Genomic DNA, 15,124 nt, shown 5'->3' with positions numbered 1-15,124 from the left:
GAAGGCAGATGACGACGGACTCCGAGGCGATGCGGCGGATGCTCGACACGGGCGCGCTCGCGGGCGGCCTGGGCGAGCGCATGGGCATCGAGGTGACGGAGGCGTCCGCCGAGCGCGTGGTGGGCCGGATGCCGGTGGAGGGCAACGTCCAGCCGTTCGGGTTGCTGCACGGCGGCGCGTCGTGCGTGCTGGCCGAGACCCTGGGGTCGATCGGCGCCACGGCCCACGCCTCCCGGTTCGGCAAGGTCGCGGTCGGTATCGAGATCAACGCCACGCACCACCGCTCGGCCACGGAGGGACACGTGACCGGTGTGGCCACACCCGTGCACCTGGGCCGGACGCTGGCCACGTGGGACATCACCATCACCGACGACGGGGGCCGGAAGGTGTGCACCTCCCGGCTCACGTGCATGCTGCGCGAGATGCCGGGGGCGTAGCGGGGCCCGGTGGCCCGGGAGGCCCCGGCGGGCCCGCCGGGGCCGACCGCGGTAGCCGCCCGGAGCAGCTGACGACCGCTCCGGGCGGGTGCTCCGGACGGGCCCCGCGGGGTGGTCGTCCCTTCTGCGCCGCGTATATCGGTCAAGGGTTTTCTCGTTTTAAGGAAGGACCGCTTCACACTCGTGTGTAGTACGCCTGTAACTTTTGCAGCGGGCCCGTAACTTTCCCCCGGTCCGGCCGCCTCCCTTGACGACCGGACCGCGTCGCACCTGATCATCGCGACACTTCGCTACCCCGCGAGCACGGAAAGCTGTGTTCTGTACAGAGACGAAACGTCGGATGTCGATGATGACTACAGAGCCATAACAGCCTGACGGCGAGTCGGCACCAACGCCCGTTCCGTCCTTTCCGCGCCAGAACTTTCATGATTAAGCTCCGCTAACGCTCCTGATTAAGTCATGCCACACATCACGGACATTCAGGACGCGCATGCTCATGGCACGGCTGCCCCGCGCAGCACGTGCTTCGCCGGTTGAACGGAGTGACCACGATCATGGCTAGCAAGAAGGTCCTAGGCCTCACTGCCGCAACCGCGGCCCTCGTCCTCGGCCTGACCGCGTGTGGCAGCGACGGCGGCGAGGGAGGCGGCGGCGGTGAGGGCGGTGAAGAGTTCACCTACGGCATCCTCTACCCGCAGACCGGCAACCTCGCCTTCCTCGGCCCGCCCCAGATCACGGCCGCCGAGTACGCGATCTCCGAGATCAACGCCGCGGGCGGCATCCTCGGCACCGAGGTCCCCGCCATCGTCGAGGGCGACGAGGCGGGCGACAACGCCCAGGCCAACGAGGCCGCCAACAACCTCGTCTCCGACCAGGTGAACGCCGTCATCGGCGCCGCGGCCTCCGGCATGACGCAGGCGACCTACGACACCATCACCGGTTCCGAGATCGTCCAGTGCTCGGGTTCCAACACCGCCGCCGAGCTCAGCGAGATCGAGGACAACGGCTACTACTTCCGCACCGCGCCGAGCGACCTGCTCTCCGCGGTCGTGATGGCCCGCACGATGGTCGAGAACGGCAACCAGAACATCGCCATCGTCGCGCGCGCCGACGACTACGGCGGCGGCTACGCGGGCGCCCTCCAGACGGAGCTGGAGAACCTGGGCGCCCAGGTCGTGGTCAACGAGACCTACGACCCGCTGGCCACCACCTTCGACTCGGTCGTCAACAGCGTCACCACCGAGGAGCCGGACGCCGTCGCGCTCATCGCCTTCGAGGAGGGCGCGCAGGTCATCGCCCAGCTCCTGGAGGGCGGCACCGAGGGCGAGCAGCTCTACGTCACCGACGGCCTCAACGACCCGAACCTGGGCGAGACGGTCAGCGCCGACGACCCCGAGAGCGTCACCGGCATCACCGGTATCGCCCCGAGCGCGGACAACCCCGAGTTCACCGAGGGCCTGACCAGCTTCAACGAGGAGCTGGAGGTCTTCCAGTTCGCCCCGCAGGTCTACGACTGCGTCACCGTGATCGCCCTGGCCGCCGAGGCCGCGGGCAGCGTGAACCCGTCCGAGTACGTCGCCGAGCTGCCCAACGTCAGCCGTCCCGAGGGCACCGAGTGCGGCACCTTCGAGGAGTGCCGCGACCTGCTGGCCGACGGTGAGGAGATCAACTACCAGGGCGTCAGCGGCAACATCGACTTCAACGACAACGGCGACCCGACCGCCGCCACCTTCGAGATCTTCCACTACGGGGAGGACGGCCACGAGATCCTGGCCTACGAGGAGCACTCCCTGGAGGAGTAGCGGCGACGGTTCGTAGCGGCCCCCGCCGCGCACGGACCCCTCCGTCACGGCGCGGTCCGTGACGACACACGGCAGCGGCGCCCCGGGAGCGGGTTCTCCCGGGGCGCCGCTTCGCGTGTGCGCGCCCCGCGGCGCGAGGGCGCGGGCCGAGCGGGGGGAACGCGGAGAGGGGGCGGGGGCGGCCCGCCCCCTCCGTGTCCGACGGGGTCCGGTCCCGGCCGGAACCCGGCCTCGCCGGGGGCTCAGCGGGTCCAGCGGCGGGCGATGTCGGCGGCCAGGGCGCGCAGTTCGTCCGCGGAGCGGGTCATGGCGGCCTCGACCGAGCCCGAGGACTCCACGAGGGAGTAGGTCTCGGTGATCCCGGCCGCGGCCGCCTCGGCGCGGCCGACCTTGACCGCGCCCGCAGTGACCACGCAGGGGACGCCGTGCTTGTTGGCGGCTTGGGCGACGCCGTGGGGCAGCTTGCCGCGCAGCGACTGGGAGTCGAAGGAGCCCTCTCCGGTGATGACCAGGTCGGCCCCCGCGAGGCGGTCGGTCAGGCGCACGGAGTCCAGGACGCGGCTGATGCCCGACTCGACGGTGCCGCCGAGCAGGAGCAGGGCGAAGCCCAGGCCGCCCGCGGCTCCGGCGCCGGGGGTGTCGCGGACCTCGCCGCCGGGGTCGACGCGGTCGGCGAAGGCGGTCAGGGCGGCGTCCAGGCGCTGCACCTGGTCGGGGTCGGCGCCCTTCTGGGGCCCGAAGACGGCGCTGGCCCCGTGGATGCCCAGCAGGGGGTTGTCGACGTCGGTGGCGGCGACGAGACGGACCCCGGCCACGGCCCGGCGGGCCGCGTCGAGGTCGACGTCCCCGGGGTCGGCCAGGGGGCCGCCGCCGTGGCTCAGATGGTCGGCGGGGGTGGCGCCCAGGGCGGCCAGGAGACCGGCCCCGGCGTCGTTGGTGGAGCTGCCGCCGAGTCCGACGACGACGGTGCGGGCGCCGGAGCGGACCGCGTGGGCGACCAGCTCGCCGACGCCGTGGGTGGTGGTGCGGCCGGGGTCGCGGTCACCGGAGGGCACCAGGTGCAGGCCGCAGGCCTGGGCGCTCTCCACGTAGGCGGTGTCGCCGTCCAGGAGGTACTCCGCGGTCACGGGCGTACCGAGGGGGCCGGTCACCTCGGTCCGGTGCACCTCGCCGCCGAGGGCCGTGTGCAGGACCTCGACGAAGCCGGGGCCGCCGTCGGAGAGCGGCAGCAGGTCCGTCGTGGCGGAGGGATCGGTCCGGTGCCAGCCGTCGGCGACCGCCTGCGCGGCTTCGAGGGCGGAGAGGGTACCGGCGAACTTGTCAGGAGCGATGAGGATACGCACCGGACCAGTGTGCCAGGCCACATTTCTCCCGGCGCGGGGCACCCCCCGCTGGTCAGAGGCCGGGCGCCCCGTAGACGGGGAACCAGCGGGATCGGTCCTCCTCCAGGGGCAGGTCGCGGCCGATGGCGGCCTCGGCCTGGAGTTCCAGGGCGTTGTCCCTGCGGCCGCCGTCGCCGACCGGGGCGAAGGGGTAGAAGGTGCCGCGCTTGTAGAGGTAGACCAGCCCCAGCGAGCGCGTGCCGTCGGTGAAGCCGACCAGGGAGCACAGGAGGGAGGGCCCGTAGCCGTTGGCCTCCAGGGTGGAGTTGACGGCGTGCAGGTCGGTCACCAGGCCGGTGATGTCGGGGTCGGCGGCTCCGTCCGGGCTCCGGGCCGGGGCGGCCGAGCGCACCACGAGCCAGGTGTAGCCGTAGTCGTCGGTGACCTGTTCGACGGGCGTTCCCCCGTCGGCGTCGAGCAGCTCGGTGACGTCGCGTTCCAGGTCGGCGAAGGCGGCGCCCTCGGTGGCGCGGAAGGCGACGGAGCCGGTGCCGGTGGGCGTGAAGCCCGCGGCGGCACGCAGGGTGACCGACGCCGAGGGGAGGCCGAACAGGGCGTCCAGGTCGGGCTGGGCCGGTTCGGAGCGCCCGAACAGCGCTCGCCAGAAGCTCATCGTGGCCGGTCCTCTCTCGTGGTCGTGTCGGTCGCGCGCGGACCGGATCGGCCCCGTGTCCGCCCGCGCGGATCGGTGCCGCCGTCCCCTCCGGCGGCCCCCGCGGACGGGGTCAGCGCCCCTGCCCGAGCTGGCGCGAGATGTCGGACAGCTGCTCCAGCCGCTGCTGCACCGGCGGGTGTGTGGCGACCAGCTGGCTGAAGCTGAACCCCTTGCGGGAGGAGGCCGGGGCGAAGAAGAAGGCGTTGAACGGCTCCGCCTGGCGCAGGTCGCGGGTGGGGATGCGGGACATGTCGCCGGTGATCTTGGTCAGGGCGCTGCCCAGCACGGACGGGCGCCCGGTGAGGTAGGCGGCGGCGCGGTCGGCCGACAGCTCCCGGTAGCGCGACAGCGCCCGGGTGAGCAGGAAGCTGAGCGCCCAGGCCGCGGCGCTGACGGCCACGACGAGCAGGGCGACCACGGCCGGCGCGGGCCCGTTGTTGTTGCCGCGCGTCGCCCCGGCGAACATCGCGAAGCGCAGCCCGGCCTGGGTGAGGAACCCGGCCACGATGCCCAGGAACCCGGCGACGGTCATCACCATGACGTCGCGGTGGGCGATGTGGGACAGCTCGTGCGCCAGGACCGCCTCCAGCTCGGGGCCGTCGAGGCGGCGCATGAGGCCGGTGGTCACGCACACGACCGCGGACTTCTCGTTGTGCCCGGTGGCGAAGGCGTTGGGCACGTCGGTGTCGGCGATCCCCACGCGGGGCTTGGACATGTCCGCCATGGCGCACAGCCGGTCGACGAGGGCGTGCAGCTCGGGCGCCTGCTCCGGGGAGACCTCCTTGGCGCCCATGGCGAACATGGCGATCCTGTCGGAGGCGAAGTAGCTGAACAGCGCGAACCCGGCGACGATGAGCAGCACCAGCCACACGTTGAGGCCCACGAGGACCAGCCCGACGACGAAGGCCGCGTAGACCAGGGCGAGCAGTCCCATGGTCGTCACCATGCGGGCGGTCAGTCCCCGGTCAGGTCTGAACTTGGATCCGGCCATGCCGTAGTCCCCTCCGCCGACGCGTCGACTGTCTCGGAGTGTAGTTCGCCCAGGTGGGAAACGGTATGAGGTGGTCCGTCCGCCGCGTGTTCGCCGACCGCGCCCGCTGCCGGCCCCGCGGAGCCGGTGCGGCCTCCCCGGCGGACCGTCCCCCGCGCGCACCGCGGGTTCCCGTCCTCTCCCCTTCCCTCCACCACGTCCAACGGACGGGGGCCCCGCCGCGGTTCCTGGGACGGGGGCGGCGCACGCCACACCCGGCCCGACGCGGTCGGCCCGGACGGGCGCGTACGCCCCCGGACACGCGGAAGCCGCCGTGACACGTGGTCACGGCGGCCCGGAAACGCGCGCGCAGGCACCGAGCACCGCACCGGCCGACCGGAATCCGGCCCGCCGTGCGCACTCACCGGTCCGGACGCACCTGGACGGAGGCGGTGCGCCGGACGGAGGACCCGGTCCTAACCGGGGATGAGTCCGTCGTCCTGGAGCATCTCCCGCACCTCTTCCATGGTGGCGTCGGCGTGCGGGAGGATGAACTGCGAGGGCTCCAGCGCGTCGGGCGGCAGCGGCCGACCGTCCTCGCGGACCCTCTCCAGGAGGTCGTGCAGGGCCCGGCGGAACGTGGCCTCGTCGCCCGACTCGATCGCCGACTCCAGCGCGGAGTCGAAGGAGTTGAGCAGCTCCAGGTCGGCGTCGGTGAGGTCGAGCTGTCCCTCACCCATGATGCGGACGATCACGCGCCCTCCCGGTTGCCGGTGCCGCCGGTGTTCCCGGCGCCGTTGCCGCCCTCGATCTGGGGGGTGGAACCGCCGCTGCCCTGGCCGAGCTCCATCTTCATGCGCTCCAGCTCGGCGTCGACGCCGGTGGTGCTGGCCATGCGGTCGAGCTCGCTCTGGATGTCGTCCCGGGCTGTGCCGGTGACGTCGTCGAGCGCGCCGGAGGCGAGGAGCTCGTCCACGGCGCCCGCGCGGGCCTGCATCTCGGCGGTCTTGTCCTCGGCGCGCTGGACGGCCATGCCGACGTCGCCCATCTCCTCGGAGATGCCCGAGAAGGCCTCGCTGATCTGCGTCTGGGCCTGGGCGGCGGTGTAGTTGGCCTTGATGGTCTCCTTGCGCGTGCGGAAGGCGTCCACCTTGGTCTGGAGGCGCTGGGCCGCCATGGTGAGCTTCTGCTCCTCGCCCTGGAGGTTGGCGTGCTGCCCGCGCAGGTCCTCGATCTGCTGGGACAGGCCGGAGCGGCGGGTCAGGGCCTCGCGGGCGAGGTCCTCGCGCCCCTGCGTCAGGGCGGCGCGGCTCTGGTTCTCCAGCTTGCCGGACTGCTGCTCCAGCTGCTGGATCTGGAGCTCGACGCGCTTGCGGGAGGTCGCGACGTCGGCCACACCGCGCCGCACCTTCTGTAGGAGCTCGAGCTGCTTCTGGTACGAGTAGTCGAGCGTTTCCCTTGGGTCCTCGACCGAGTCCAAGGCCTTGTTGGCCTTGGACCTGAAGATCATCGAAAGTCGCTGAAACACGCTCATCGGCGTGGCCGTCCCCTTCTCGGTGCGTACATCGGCTGTTCCCAGCGGGCGCTTTGCCCAACCCTACGCGCTCTGGCCCGCGGTCGCCATAAAGCTATGACCGGCTACCCTGTGGGTGTGTTCCGACGTCGCTCCGCTTCCGCAGCCACGGATCCGGCCTCCGCCGAATCCGCCAGCCCTGAGGCCACTGAGTCCACCCAACCTAAGGGATACACGCCCAAGAAGGGTGTCCCCACCCCAAAGCGCAGGGAGTCCGAGGTGGCCCCCCGCCGACCGCTCAAGGCGCCCGAGACGCGCAAGGAGGCCTACCAGGCCTACCGGGATCGTCTTGACCGCCAACGCGGCAGGGGCACCGCGAGTTCCGCGATCAAGGGCGTGCCCAAGGACGAGGCCCGCTACTACCGGCAGCAGGACCTCGGCGAGGCCCGGGCGTTCGCCCGCGACTTCGTCGACTCGCGCCGCAGCGCCAGCGAGTTCTTCCTGCCGTTCTCGATCGTGATCATCGCGCTGCTGTTCATCAACAACCCGATGTTCCAGATCGGTGTGGCCTACGTCCTGTGGCCGCTGATGATGGTCACCATCATCGCCGAGGGCGTCATGGTGGGCCGCACGGTCAAGAAGCGCGCCGCCGGGTACTTCCCCGACGACCCCGCCGTCAAGGGCATCGGGATGTACGCGGCCATGCGCCAGCTCCAGTTCCGCCGCCTGCGCCTGCCCAAGCCGCGGCTCAAGGTCCGCGAGGACCCCACGCCCCGCAACGCGCGCTGACGGCTCCCGCCACCGCCTCCCCGACGACGTGAGCCCGGGCCGGTCCCAGCACCGGCCCCTCACTCCCCGTCGAGCCCCCGCTCCCCTCGGGCGCTCCCCTCGGACTGGGAGCGCTTCCAGCCGCACGGCGTAGAACCTCGCGAACGGGCACAATCCCCTACTAGAGTGCTCGACATGGAATTTCGGCATCTGGGCAACAGCGGCCTCATGGTCAGCGAGATCGCGTACGGGAACTGGATCACGCACGGCTCCCAGGTCGAGGAGGACACGGCCAAGGCCTGTGTCCGCGCGGCGCTGGACGCGGGCATCACCACGTTCGACACCGCCGACGGCTACGCCGGGGGCAGGGCGGAGGAGGTGCTCGGCCGCGCACTGAAGGGCGAGCGCCGGGACGGGCTGGAGATCTTCTCCAAGGTCTACTGGCCCACGGGTGAGGGCAAGAACGACCGGGGCCTGTCCCGCAAGCACATCGTCCGCAGCGTGGAGAACTCCCTGCGCCGCCTGGGGACCGACTACCTGGACCTGTACCAGGCCCACCGGTTCGACTACTCCACCCCGCTGGAGGAGACCGTGCGGGCCTTCGAGGACCTGGTCCGCCAGGGCAAGGTCCTCTACGTCGGCGTCTCCGAGTGGCGCGCCGAGGAGATCGAGCAGGCGCTCAAGATCGCCGACGAGATGGGCTTCGACCGCATCATCTCCAGCCAGCCGAAGTACAACATGCTGTGGCGGGTCATCGAGTCCGAGGTCGTCCCGCTCTCCGAGCGCGAGGGCGTCGGCCAGATCGTGTGGTCGCCGCTCGAGGGCGGCGTCCTGAGCGGCAAGTACAAGCCCGGCCAGGAGCTGCCCGCCGGTTCGCGCGCCGCCGACCCCGGCGGCGGCCGCTTCCTGAGCGACCAGATGAAGGACCGGGTCATGCTGGAGCGCGTGCAGCGGCTGGAGCCGCTGGCCGCCGATGCGGGCCTGACGCTGGCGCAGCTGGCCGTGGCCTGGGTGCTCCAGAACCCGAACGTGTCGGCCGCGATCATCGGCGCCTCCCGCCCCGAGCAGGTGGAGGGCAACGTCAAGGCCGCGGGGGTCAGGCTGGACGCCGAGCTGATGGCGAGGATCGACGAGGTCCTGGGCGACAGCGTCCAGCGCGACCCGGCGCTGACGAAGAGCCCCGAGAACATCCGCGGCTAGCTGCGTTTTCTGGACCTCCGCTCCGCTTCGTCCCACCCGTCGCCCGCCACCACCCTCAACGGACGCCTACGGCGCGGTCCTTCTCGTGTTCGGGCGCCCGGAGAACGGGAATCGGGTTGAAGCAGGCACAGCGGTGGCGGAGGCGGGTTCGAAGAACAGACCCCAGCCGCGCCCGGACGGTGTCCGACGCCGCGGGCCCGGCCGTCCCCAGGACGGCCGGGCCCGTCCGCGTTCCTGGACCGGCCCGCCCCCTGGTGTCGCCCCCGCCCGACCCGGGTAGCTGCTGGCGCGCACGCACGCGGCACGGAGGGGGCTCCATGGACATCGCGCACGTCATCGAGGCGGTGGGCACCGCGGTCGACATCGCCGGGGTCGGCGTCATCGTCGTCGGGGCCCTGGGCGCGACCGCGCTGTTCCTGTACCGGTGGGTCGGCGGGCACGGGCCGGATGCGGCCTACCGGCCCTAACGGCAGGGCCTGGGCCGGGCGATCCTGCTGGGCCTGGAGTTCCTCGTCGCCGGGGACATCATCCGCACGGTCGCGGTGTCGCCCACCTTCGCCACCGTGGGGGTGCTCGCCGGGATCGTCCTCATCCGGACCTTCCTCAGCTTCTCCCTGGAGGTGGAGCTGGAGAACCGCTGGCCGTGGCAGGGCCGCCGATCCGTCCCCGGCACCGGCTGAACCCCGCCGCCGGAGGCCTTCGCGGCCCCCGGACGGGCGAGCGCTACTCGACGGGTTCCAGGGACATCGCGTAGACCTCCGTGTCGCCGTCGAGCAGGGCGACGCGTCCCACGCCGCCCTCGGCGAGCTCCTGCCAGTTCTCCCCCAGCCAGCTCTCCGCGTCGCCGCGCGAGGTGAACGACTCCGAGGGCAGCTCCTGCCCCAGCGTGTCGGCTCCGTCGGCCTCGAAGTACCGCCAGGTCCACGCCATGTTCGACCGCCCCTTCGTCACGGAGGTCACAGCGCCGGTCACCGTGATCCTGGCCCGAGCTTAACCAAGCCTTGGCGGAGGATGCTGTTTACTTTTTCGGTGCGTATCCGATTTCTCGGGACTGCCGGGCACTCGGGGTGGCCCGCCCCCCAGTGCACCTGCGCCTCCTGCAAAAAGGCCCTCGCCGAGCGCCGCCTGCCGCTGCGCGTGACGGTGGACGACCGCTTCCGCGTCCGCGAGGCGGGGGTGGTCGGCCCGGTGCCGCCGGGGTACTCGGTGAGCCCGACCCCCGACGGCGTCCTGGTCGAGGGCCCGGACGGGGGCAGGCTGATGTACGCGCGCACGGGCCCGGGGCCCCTGCCCGGCGTGCCCCCGGCGGAGGCGCGCGCCGAGGGCTCCTCCGGCTACTCCTCCGTCCGCCCCGACCAGCAGGTGGACATGGTCGTCGTGGACGCCGCGCAGCGCCCGGAGGTCATCGGCGAGCTGCGCCGCTCCGGGGTGATCGGGGTGACCACGGCCGTCGTCGCGGTCGGCGGCGACCACCGCGTCCGCTCACCGGAGGAGTTTGCCCGCCGGGCCCGGCTGTGGGGCGCCCTGGTACCGAACGACGGGCAGGTCCTGTCGTGCCCTCCGGCGGTGTGGCCGGAGTCGCGGCCGCGCGGGCCGCACCGGACCCTGGTGACCGGGGGCGCGCGCTCGGGCAAGTCCACCGAGGCGGAGCTGCGCCTGATGGCGGAGCCGAAGGTGCTGTACGCGGCGACCGGCCCGGAGCCCGACCCGGTCGCGGACCCCGACTGGGCCGACCGGGTGGCCCGGCACGTGCGGCGCCGCCCCTGGTGGTGGCGCACCGAGCAGACCACCGACCTGGCCGCGCTGCTGAAGGGCGCACGGGGCGCGGTCCTGGTGGACTGCCTGGGCACCTGGCTGACCCGGGTGATGGACGGGGCCGGGCTGTGGGGGGACAGCCCCCCGCCCGACGCGGAGGACGAGGTGGAGGCGGCGGTCCACGGGCTGCTGGAGGCCTGGCGTTCCACCCAGGCCTACGTCGTGGCGGTCACCAACGAGGTGGGCTCGGGCGTGGTGCCCGCGACCCGCTCCGGGGGGCTGTTCCGCGACCACCTGGGCCGGTTGAACCAGTGGGTGGGCGCCGAGTCCGAGGACGTGGTGCTGGTGACCGCGGGCCGCGTCCTGGAGCTGCCGTGAGCGCTGCCGCCGGTCCCCCCGCGGAGGACCCCGCGCCGGACGGACCCGCCCCGGGCGGCTCCTCCGGCCCCTCCCGGGCCTCGGACGCGGTCGCGGGGGTCCGGATGGCGCTGGGGACGTTCACCGTGTTCCCGGTGCGCGCCGGACGGCTGGACCGCCGGGTGGCCGGGTGGGCGATGGTGTGGGCGCCCGTGCTGGGCGCGCTCCTGGGCGGCCTCACCGGCGCCGCGGCCGTGCTCGGGACGGCGGTCGGCCTGTCCGCCGCCCTGGCCGCGGTGCTGGCCGTCGGTCTGGGGGCGCTGCTGACGCGGGGACTGCACCTGGACGGGCTGGCCGACCTGGCCGACGGACTGGGCAGCGCGCGCCCGGCCGAGGGCGCCCTGGAGGTGATGCGCCGGTCCGACATCGGCCCGTTCGGCGTCATCACCCTGGTGGTCGTGCTCGCCGCGCAGGCCCTGGCCCTGGGCCAGCTGGCGCAGGCCTCGGCCGTGGCGGCTCTGACGGGCGCGGCGGTGGCCGGGGCCGCCGGGCGGCTGGCGGTGACTCTGGCGTGCACTCCGAGCGTGCCCCCGGCGCGGCCCGAGGGGCTGGGGGCGTTCGTGGCGGGGACCGTGCGCCTTCGGGGTGCGCTGCTGGCCGCCGTCCCCGTGGCGCTGGTGTGCCTGGCGGGCTGGGCGCACGCGCCGGAGTTCGCGCTGGCCTGCGCGCTCGCCGCCGCGGCGGGGCTGCTGGCGGCGGGCCTCGTGCTGCGCCGGACGGTGCGGCGGCTGGGCGGCGTCACGGGCGACGTGCTGGGCGCGCTGTCGGAGACGGCGGTGACGACGGCGCTGGTGGTGGCCGCGGCGGCCGCGGCCCGGCTGTGAGGACCGGAACGGGGATTCACGGCCCCGGTCGGCGGGCCTCGGGGCGTCCCACCAGGCGGTTTCCTACCAATCGGTAACCGGCTCGGGGGTGCCCGATGTCGTGATCATCACATTTTTTCACACAGGTTTCACGGTTCTCGCAGACGGGAACGCGGAGTCCGCCCCGGAGACGGCCCACGACACCCTTCACCGGCGGCCAGAGGCACCCTCGCCGCGCGCGCGGGCCGGAGCCGACCCCGCACACCCCCGACTCGCACGGTCCCCCGCAGCGCCGCGTCAGGGCCCCCGCGGACCCGGGGCGCCGCGTCCCCGCCGGGCGCGCGGGGCGACTAGCATCGGGGACGTGAGCACGTCGTTGTCAGTAAATACGGAGTCCCCCAGTTCGCTCGACGCCGACGCGGTTGTCGTCGGTTACCACTCCGGAGGCGACGCTCCGGAGCCCGCGTCGGGCGCTCATGACGTCGATGCCGCCTTCTCCGGCGGCCTCGCCCAGACCCTGTCGCTCCTGGGAGCGAGCGGCGCCCCCGAGGAGGTGCACACCCTTGCCTCCCTCGGAGCCGTCAAGGCCCCGGTTGTCGTCGCGGTCGGTCTCGGCCCGGCGCCCGCCGAGGGCCCCGTCGACCCCGACGTCCTGTCCCGCGCCGCCGGCGCCGCGCTGCGCTCGCTGACCTCGCGCGCCGAGGGCGCGGGCCGCGTCGTCCTGGCCCTGCCCGCCGGGACCGCCGCCGAGGCCGGAGCCGTCGCCCTCGGAGCCCGCCTCGGCGCCTACGGCTTCGACCGGTACCGCACCGCCGCCAAGGACAAGCCCGCCGCCGAGCTGGTCCTGGCCAGCTCCGCCGGGGACGCCGGGGAGGCCGCCGAGCGCGCCGCCGTCCTGGCCGAGGCCGTCAACCTCACCCGCGACCTGGTCAACACCGCACCGGCCGATCTGGTGCCCGAGGACCTGGCCGCCACCGCCCAGGAGATCGCCCAGCAGTCCGGCCTGCGCGTCGAGGTCCTGGACGAGGCCGCCCTGTCCGAGGGCGGCTACGGCGGCCTGACCGGCGTCGGCCAGGGCTCGGCCAACCCGCCCCGCCTGGTCCGCCTGGCCCACAGCCACCCCGAGGCCACCAGGACCGTCGCCTTCGTCGGCAAGGGCATCACGTTCGACTCCGGCGGCCTGTCCCTCAAGCCCGCGGGCTCGATGGACTGGATGAAGTCCGACATGGCGGGCGCCGCCTCCGTGCTGGCCGCCATGCGTGCCATCGCCGCCCTGAACCTGCGGGTCAACGTGGTCGGCTACCTCGCCGTGGCCGAGAACATGCCCAGCGGCACCGCCCAGCGCCCCTCCGACGTGCTGACCATCTACGGCGGCAAGACCGTCGAGGTGCTCAACACCGACGCCGAGGGCCGCCTGGTCATGGCCGACGCCATCGTGCGGGCGCAGGAGGACGAGCCCGACCTGATCGTGGACATCGCCACCCTGACCGGCGCCCAGCTGGTCGCGCTCGGCACCCGGGTGTTCGCGGTCATGTCCAACGACGACGAGGCTCGCGACCGGATCGTCGCCGCGGCCGCCGAGGCGGGCGAGGCCTCCTGGCCGATGCCCCTGCCCGAGGAGCTGCGCGCGGGCCTGGACTCCGCGGTCGCCGACATCGCCAACGTGGCGGGCGAGCGCTGGGGCGGCATGCTCTCCGCGGGCGTCTTCCTCAAGGAGTTCGTCGAGGAGGGCGTCACGTGGGCGCACCTCGACATCGCCGGACCGTCCTTCAACCAGGGCGGTCCGCACGGCTACACCCCGAAGGGCGGCACCGGCGCGGGCACCCGCACCCTGGTCCGCATCGCCGAGGAGTACGCCGGATAGCACCCGCCCAGGGGGCGGCCTCCCGAGCCGGAACGCCGCCCCTCCCGGCCACCGCGGCCGCGCACACCCTCCCTCCGCCCGCGCGGGGCACGGCCGCGACCACCACCCATCACCAGCCACAACAAGGAGTTCGTTCCCGTGAGTGAGAGCGGCGGCACCTTCGACCTCGTCGTCCTTGGCGGCGGCAGCGGCGGCTACGCGGCGGCACTGCGCGCCGCGGAGCTGGACATGAGCGTCGTCCTGATCGAGAAAGACAAGCTCGGCGGCACCTGCCTGCACCGCGGCTGCATCCCCACCAAGGCCCTGCTGCACTCGGCCGAGGTCGCCGACTCCGCCAAGGAGAGCGAGAACTTCGGGGTCAAGGCCACGTTCGAGGGCATCGACATCCAGGCCGTGCACACCTACAAGGACAAGGTGATCGGCGGCCTGTTCAAGGGCCTGACCGGCCTGGTCAAGTCGCGCAAGATCACCGTCGTCGAGGGCGAGGGCAAGCTCACCGGCAAGGACGAGGTCACCGTCGACGGCGCCGTCTACAAGGGCCGCAACATCCTGCTGGCCACCGGTTCCAAGCCCAAGACCCTGGGGCTGGACATCGACGGCGAGAAGGTCATGACCAGCGACCAGGCCCTCGACCTGGACCGCGTGCCCGAGTCGGTCATCGTCCTGGGCGGCGGCGTGATCGGCGTGGAGTTCGCCAGCGTGTGGCGCTCCTACGGCGCCGACGTCACCATCGTCGAGGCCCTGCCGCACCTGGTACCGGTGGAGGAGGAGTCCAGCTCCAAGCTGCTGGAGCGCGCCTTCCGCAAGCGCAAGATCAAGTACGAGCTGGGCACTCCGTTCGAGTCGGTCAAGACCACCGACTCCGGCGTGACCGTCACCCTCAAGGGCGGCAAGACCCTGGAGGCCGAGGTCCTGCTGGTGGCCATCGGCCGCGGGCCGGTCTCGGAGGGCCTGGGCTACGAGGAGCAGGGCATCACCCTGGACCGCGGCTTCGTCCAGGTGGACGAGAACCTGCACACCGGCGTGGGCGACGTCTACGCCGTGGGCGACCTCATCCCCACCCTCCAGCTCGCCCACGTCGGCTTCGCCGAGGGCATCTTCGTCGCCGAGCACATCGCCGGGCAGAACCCGCCCGCGATCGACTACGACGGCGTCCCCCGCGTCACCTACTGCGAGCCCGAGGTCGCGTCCGTGGGCCTGACCACCAAGGTCGCCAAGGAGCGCGGACACGACGTCGTGGAGATGAACTACAGCCTCGCGGGCAACGGCAAGAGCCAGATCCTGCAGACGCAGGGCGCGGTGAAGGTCATCGCCGAGAAGGACGGCCCCGTACTGGGCGTCCACATGGTCGGCAGCCGCGTCGGCGAGCTGATCGCCGAGGGGCAGCTGATCTACAACTGGGAGGCCCTGCCCTCCGAGGTGGCCCAGCTGATCCACCCGCACCCGAGCCAGTCCGAGGCGCTGGGCGAGGCGCACCTCGCGCTGGCGGGCAAGCCGCTGCACGTCCACGACTGACCGCACCACCGGGGGCGGGCCGCAAGGGCCCGCCCCCGCACAC

At 72.9% G+C, this 15,124-nt stretch carries 16 protein-coding genes; 10 read left to right on the top strand and 6 right to left on the bottom strand.

Annotated elements, in window-relative coordinates; all coding sequences use genetic code 11:
- Positions 1 to 8 precede the first annotated feature (8 nt).
- Together PV789_RS08980 and PV789_RS08975 are read left to right on the top strand one after the other, a co-directional pair.
- Entirely contained in the window at positions 9 to 437 is a 429-nt protein-coding gene (locus tag PV789_RS08980) for a PaaI family thioesterase (protein WP_274976969.1), read from the top strand.
- 554 nt (positions 438 to 991) lie between these two features.
- Positions 992 to 2,239, top strand: a complete 1,248-nt coding sequence (locus PV789_RS08975; protein WP_274976968.1) for an ABC transporter substrate-binding protein — start codon at positions 992 to 994, stop codon at positions 2,237 to 2,239.
- 242 nt (positions 2,240 to 2,481) lie between these two features.
- Here PV789_RS08975 and PV789_RS08970 read toward each other — a convergent pair whose 3' ends face one another.
- The 5 genes from PV789_RS08970 to PV789_RS08950 form a co-directional block, all read right to left on the bottom strand.
- Positions 2,482 to 3,582, bottom strand: coding sequence for a glycerate kinase family protein (locus PV789_RS08970; protein WP_274976967.1), 1,101 nt, complete (start codon positions 3,580 to 3,582; stop codon positions 2,482 to 2,484).
- Between the two features lie 52 nt (positions 3,583 to 3,634).
- A complete protein-coding gene (gene pspAB, locus PV789_RS08965) occupies positions 3,635 to 4,234 on the bottom strand; it encodes a PspA-associated protein PspAB (RefSeq protein ID WP_274976966.1) in 600 nt (199 codons plus the stop codon).
- Between the two features lie 112 nt (positions 4,235 to 4,346).
- Positions 4,347 to 5,267, bottom strand: a complete 921-nt coding sequence (gene htpX, locus PV789_RS08960) for a zinc metalloprotease HtpX (RefSeq protein ID WP_274976965.1) — start codon at positions 5,265 to 5,267, stop codon at positions 4,347 to 4,349.
- A gap of 455 nt (positions 5,268 to 5,722) precedes the next feature.
- Positions 5,723 to 6,001, bottom strand: coding sequence for a PspA-associated protein PspAA (pspAA, locus tag PV789_RS08955; RefSeq protein WP_013152004.1), 279 nt, complete (start codon positions 5,999 to 6,001; stop codon positions 5,723 to 5,725).
- Positions 5,998 to 6,780 (bottom strand): PspA/IM30 family protein, encoded by a 783-nt coding sequence (locus PV789_RS08950; protein ID WP_302475390.1) that lies wholly within the window; start codon positions 6,778 to 6,780, stop codon positions 5,998 to 6,000. Before PV789_RS08950 ends, pspAA begins: the two co-directional genes overlap by 4 nt.
- A 96-nt stretch (positions 6,781 to 6,876) precedes the next feature.
- Here PV789_RS08950 and PV789_RS08945 point away from each other — a divergent pair, with 96 nt between their 5' ends.
- The 4 genes from PV789_RS08945 to PV789_RS08930 all read left to right on the top strand — a co-directional run bounded on the left by PV789_RS08945 (position 6,877) and on the right by PV789_RS08930 (position 9,407).
- Positions 6,877 to 7,548 carry a DUF3043 domain-containing protein gene (locus tag PV789_RS08945; RefSeq protein ID WP_274976963.1) on the top strand — a complete coding sequence of 224 codons (672 nt, stop codon included), beginning with the start codon at positions 6,877 to 6,879 and terminating at the stop codon, positions 7,546 to 7,548.
- A 174-nt stretch (positions 7,549 to 7,722) separates the two neighbouring features.
- On the top strand, positions 7,723 to 8,727 hold the full coding sequence (locus PV789_RS08940; RefSeq protein ID WP_274976962.1) for an aldo/keto reductase family protein: 1,005 nt from the start codon (positions 7,723 to 7,725) through the stop codon (positions 8,725 to 8,727).
- Between the two features lie 317 nt (positions 8,728 to 9,044).
- On the top strand, positions 9,045 to 9,194 hold the full coding sequence (locus PV789_RS08935) for a hypothetical protein (RefSeq protein WP_274976961.1): 150 nt from the start codon (positions 9,045 to 9,047) through the stop codon (positions 9,192 to 9,194).
- Between the two features lie 9 nt (positions 9,195 to 9,203).
- On the top strand, positions 9,204 to 9,407 hold the full coding sequence (locus tag PV789_RS08930; protein WP_368045833.1) for a DUF1622 domain-containing protein: 204 nt from the start codon (positions 9,204 to 9,206) through the stop codon (positions 9,405 to 9,407).
- Between the two features lie 43 nt (positions 9,408 to 9,450).
- On the opposite strand, the gene PV789_RS08925 is transcribed toward PV789_RS08930, so the two are convergent.
- Positions 9,451 to 9,657, bottom strand: coding sequence for a hypothetical protein (locus PV789_RS08925; RefSeq protein WP_274976960.1), 207 nt, complete (start codon positions 9,655 to 9,657; stop codon positions 9,451 to 9,453).
- A gap of 207 nt (positions 9,658 to 9,864) precedes the next feature.
- Between PV789_RS08925 and PV789_RS08920 the strand changes: the two genes are divergently transcribed.
- From PV789_RS08920 to lpdA, 4 genes are all read left to right on the top strand, one after another.
- Positions 9,865 to 10,860: a bifunctional adenosylcobinamide kinase/adenosylcobinamide-phosphate guanylyltransferase gene (locus PV789_RS08920; protein ID WP_274978101.1), complete on the top strand. Its 996-nt coding sequence runs from the start codon at positions 9,865 to 9,867 to the stop codon at positions 10,858 to 10,860.
- A 104-nt stretch (positions 10,861 to 10,964) separates the two neighbouring features.
- Positions 10,965 to 11,723 (top strand): adenosylcobinamide-GDP ribazoletransferase, encoded by a 759-nt coding sequence (locus PV789_RS08915; protein ID WP_274978100.1) that lies wholly within the window; start codon positions 10,965 to 10,967, stop codon positions 11,721 to 11,723.
- A 343-nt stretch (positions 11,724 to 12,066) separates the two neighbouring features.
- Positions 12,067 to 13,566, top strand: coding sequence for a leucyl aminopeptidase (locus tag PV789_RS08910; protein ID WP_274976959.1), 1,500 nt, complete (start codon positions 12,067 to 12,069; stop codon positions 13,564 to 13,566).
- 138 nt (positions 13,567 to 13,704) lie between these two features.
- Positions 13,705 to 15,081, top strand: coding sequence for a dihydrolipoyl dehydrogenase (gene lpdA, locus PV789_RS08905; protein WP_274976958.1), 1,377 nt, complete (start codon positions 13,705 to 13,707; stop codon positions 15,079 to 15,081).
- Positions 15,082 to 15,124: the final 43 nt, after the last annotated feature.

It is taken from the genome of Nocardiopsis camelliae, assembly GCF_028993595.1.
GTDB lineage: Bacteria > Actinomycetota > Actinomycetes > Streptosporangiales > Streptosporangiaceae > Nocardiopsis > Nocardiopsis dassonvillei.
The sequence above is the reverse complement of the archived record's forward strand: the minus strand, read 5'-3'. Positions and strand labels throughout refer to the sequence as shown.

Excerpts from the sequence above, each read along its gene's own strand:
- PV789_RS08975 (WP_274976968.1), top strand. The coding sequence starts at position 992 with ATGGCTAGCAAGAAGGTCCTAGGCCTCACTGCCGCAACCGCGGCCCTC.
- PV789_RS08925 (WP_274976960.1), bottom strand. The coding sequence starts at position 9,657 with ATGGCGTGGACCTGGCGGTACTTCGAGGCCGACGGAGCCGACACGCTG.
- htpX (WP_274976965.1), bottom strand. The coding sequence starts at position 5,267 with ATGGCCGGATCCAAGTTCAGACCTGACCGGGGACTGACCGCCCGCATG.
- PV789_RS08945 (WP_274976963.1), top strand. The coding sequence starts at position 6,877 with ATGACCGGCTACCCTGTGGGTGTGTTCCGACGTCGCTCCGCTTCCGCA.
- PV789_RS08935 (WP_274976961.1), top strand. The coding sequence starts at position 9,045 with ATGGACATCGCGCACGTCATCGAGGCGGTGGGCACCGCGGTCGACATC.
- PV789_RS08915 (WP_274978100.1), top strand. The coding sequence starts at position 10,965 with ATGGCGCTGGGGACGTTCACCGTGTTCCCGGTGCGCGCCGGACGGCTG.
- PV789_RS08950 (WP_302475390.1), bottom strand. The coding sequence starts at position 6,780 with ATGAGCGTGTTTCAGCGACTTTCGATGATCTTCAGGTCCAAGGCCAAC.
- PV789_RS08980 (WP_274976969.1), top strand. The coding sequence starts at position 9 with ATGACGACGGACTCCGAGGCGATGCGGCGGATGCTCGACACGGGCGCG.
- pspAB (WP_274976966.1), bottom strand. The coding sequence starts at position 4,234 with ATGAGCTTCTGGCGAGCGCTGTTCGGGCGCTCCGAACCGGCCCAGCCC.
- PV789_RS08940 (WP_274976962.1), top strand. The coding sequence starts at position 7,723 with ATGGAATTTCGGCATCTGGGCAACAGCGGCCTCATGGTCAGCGAGATC.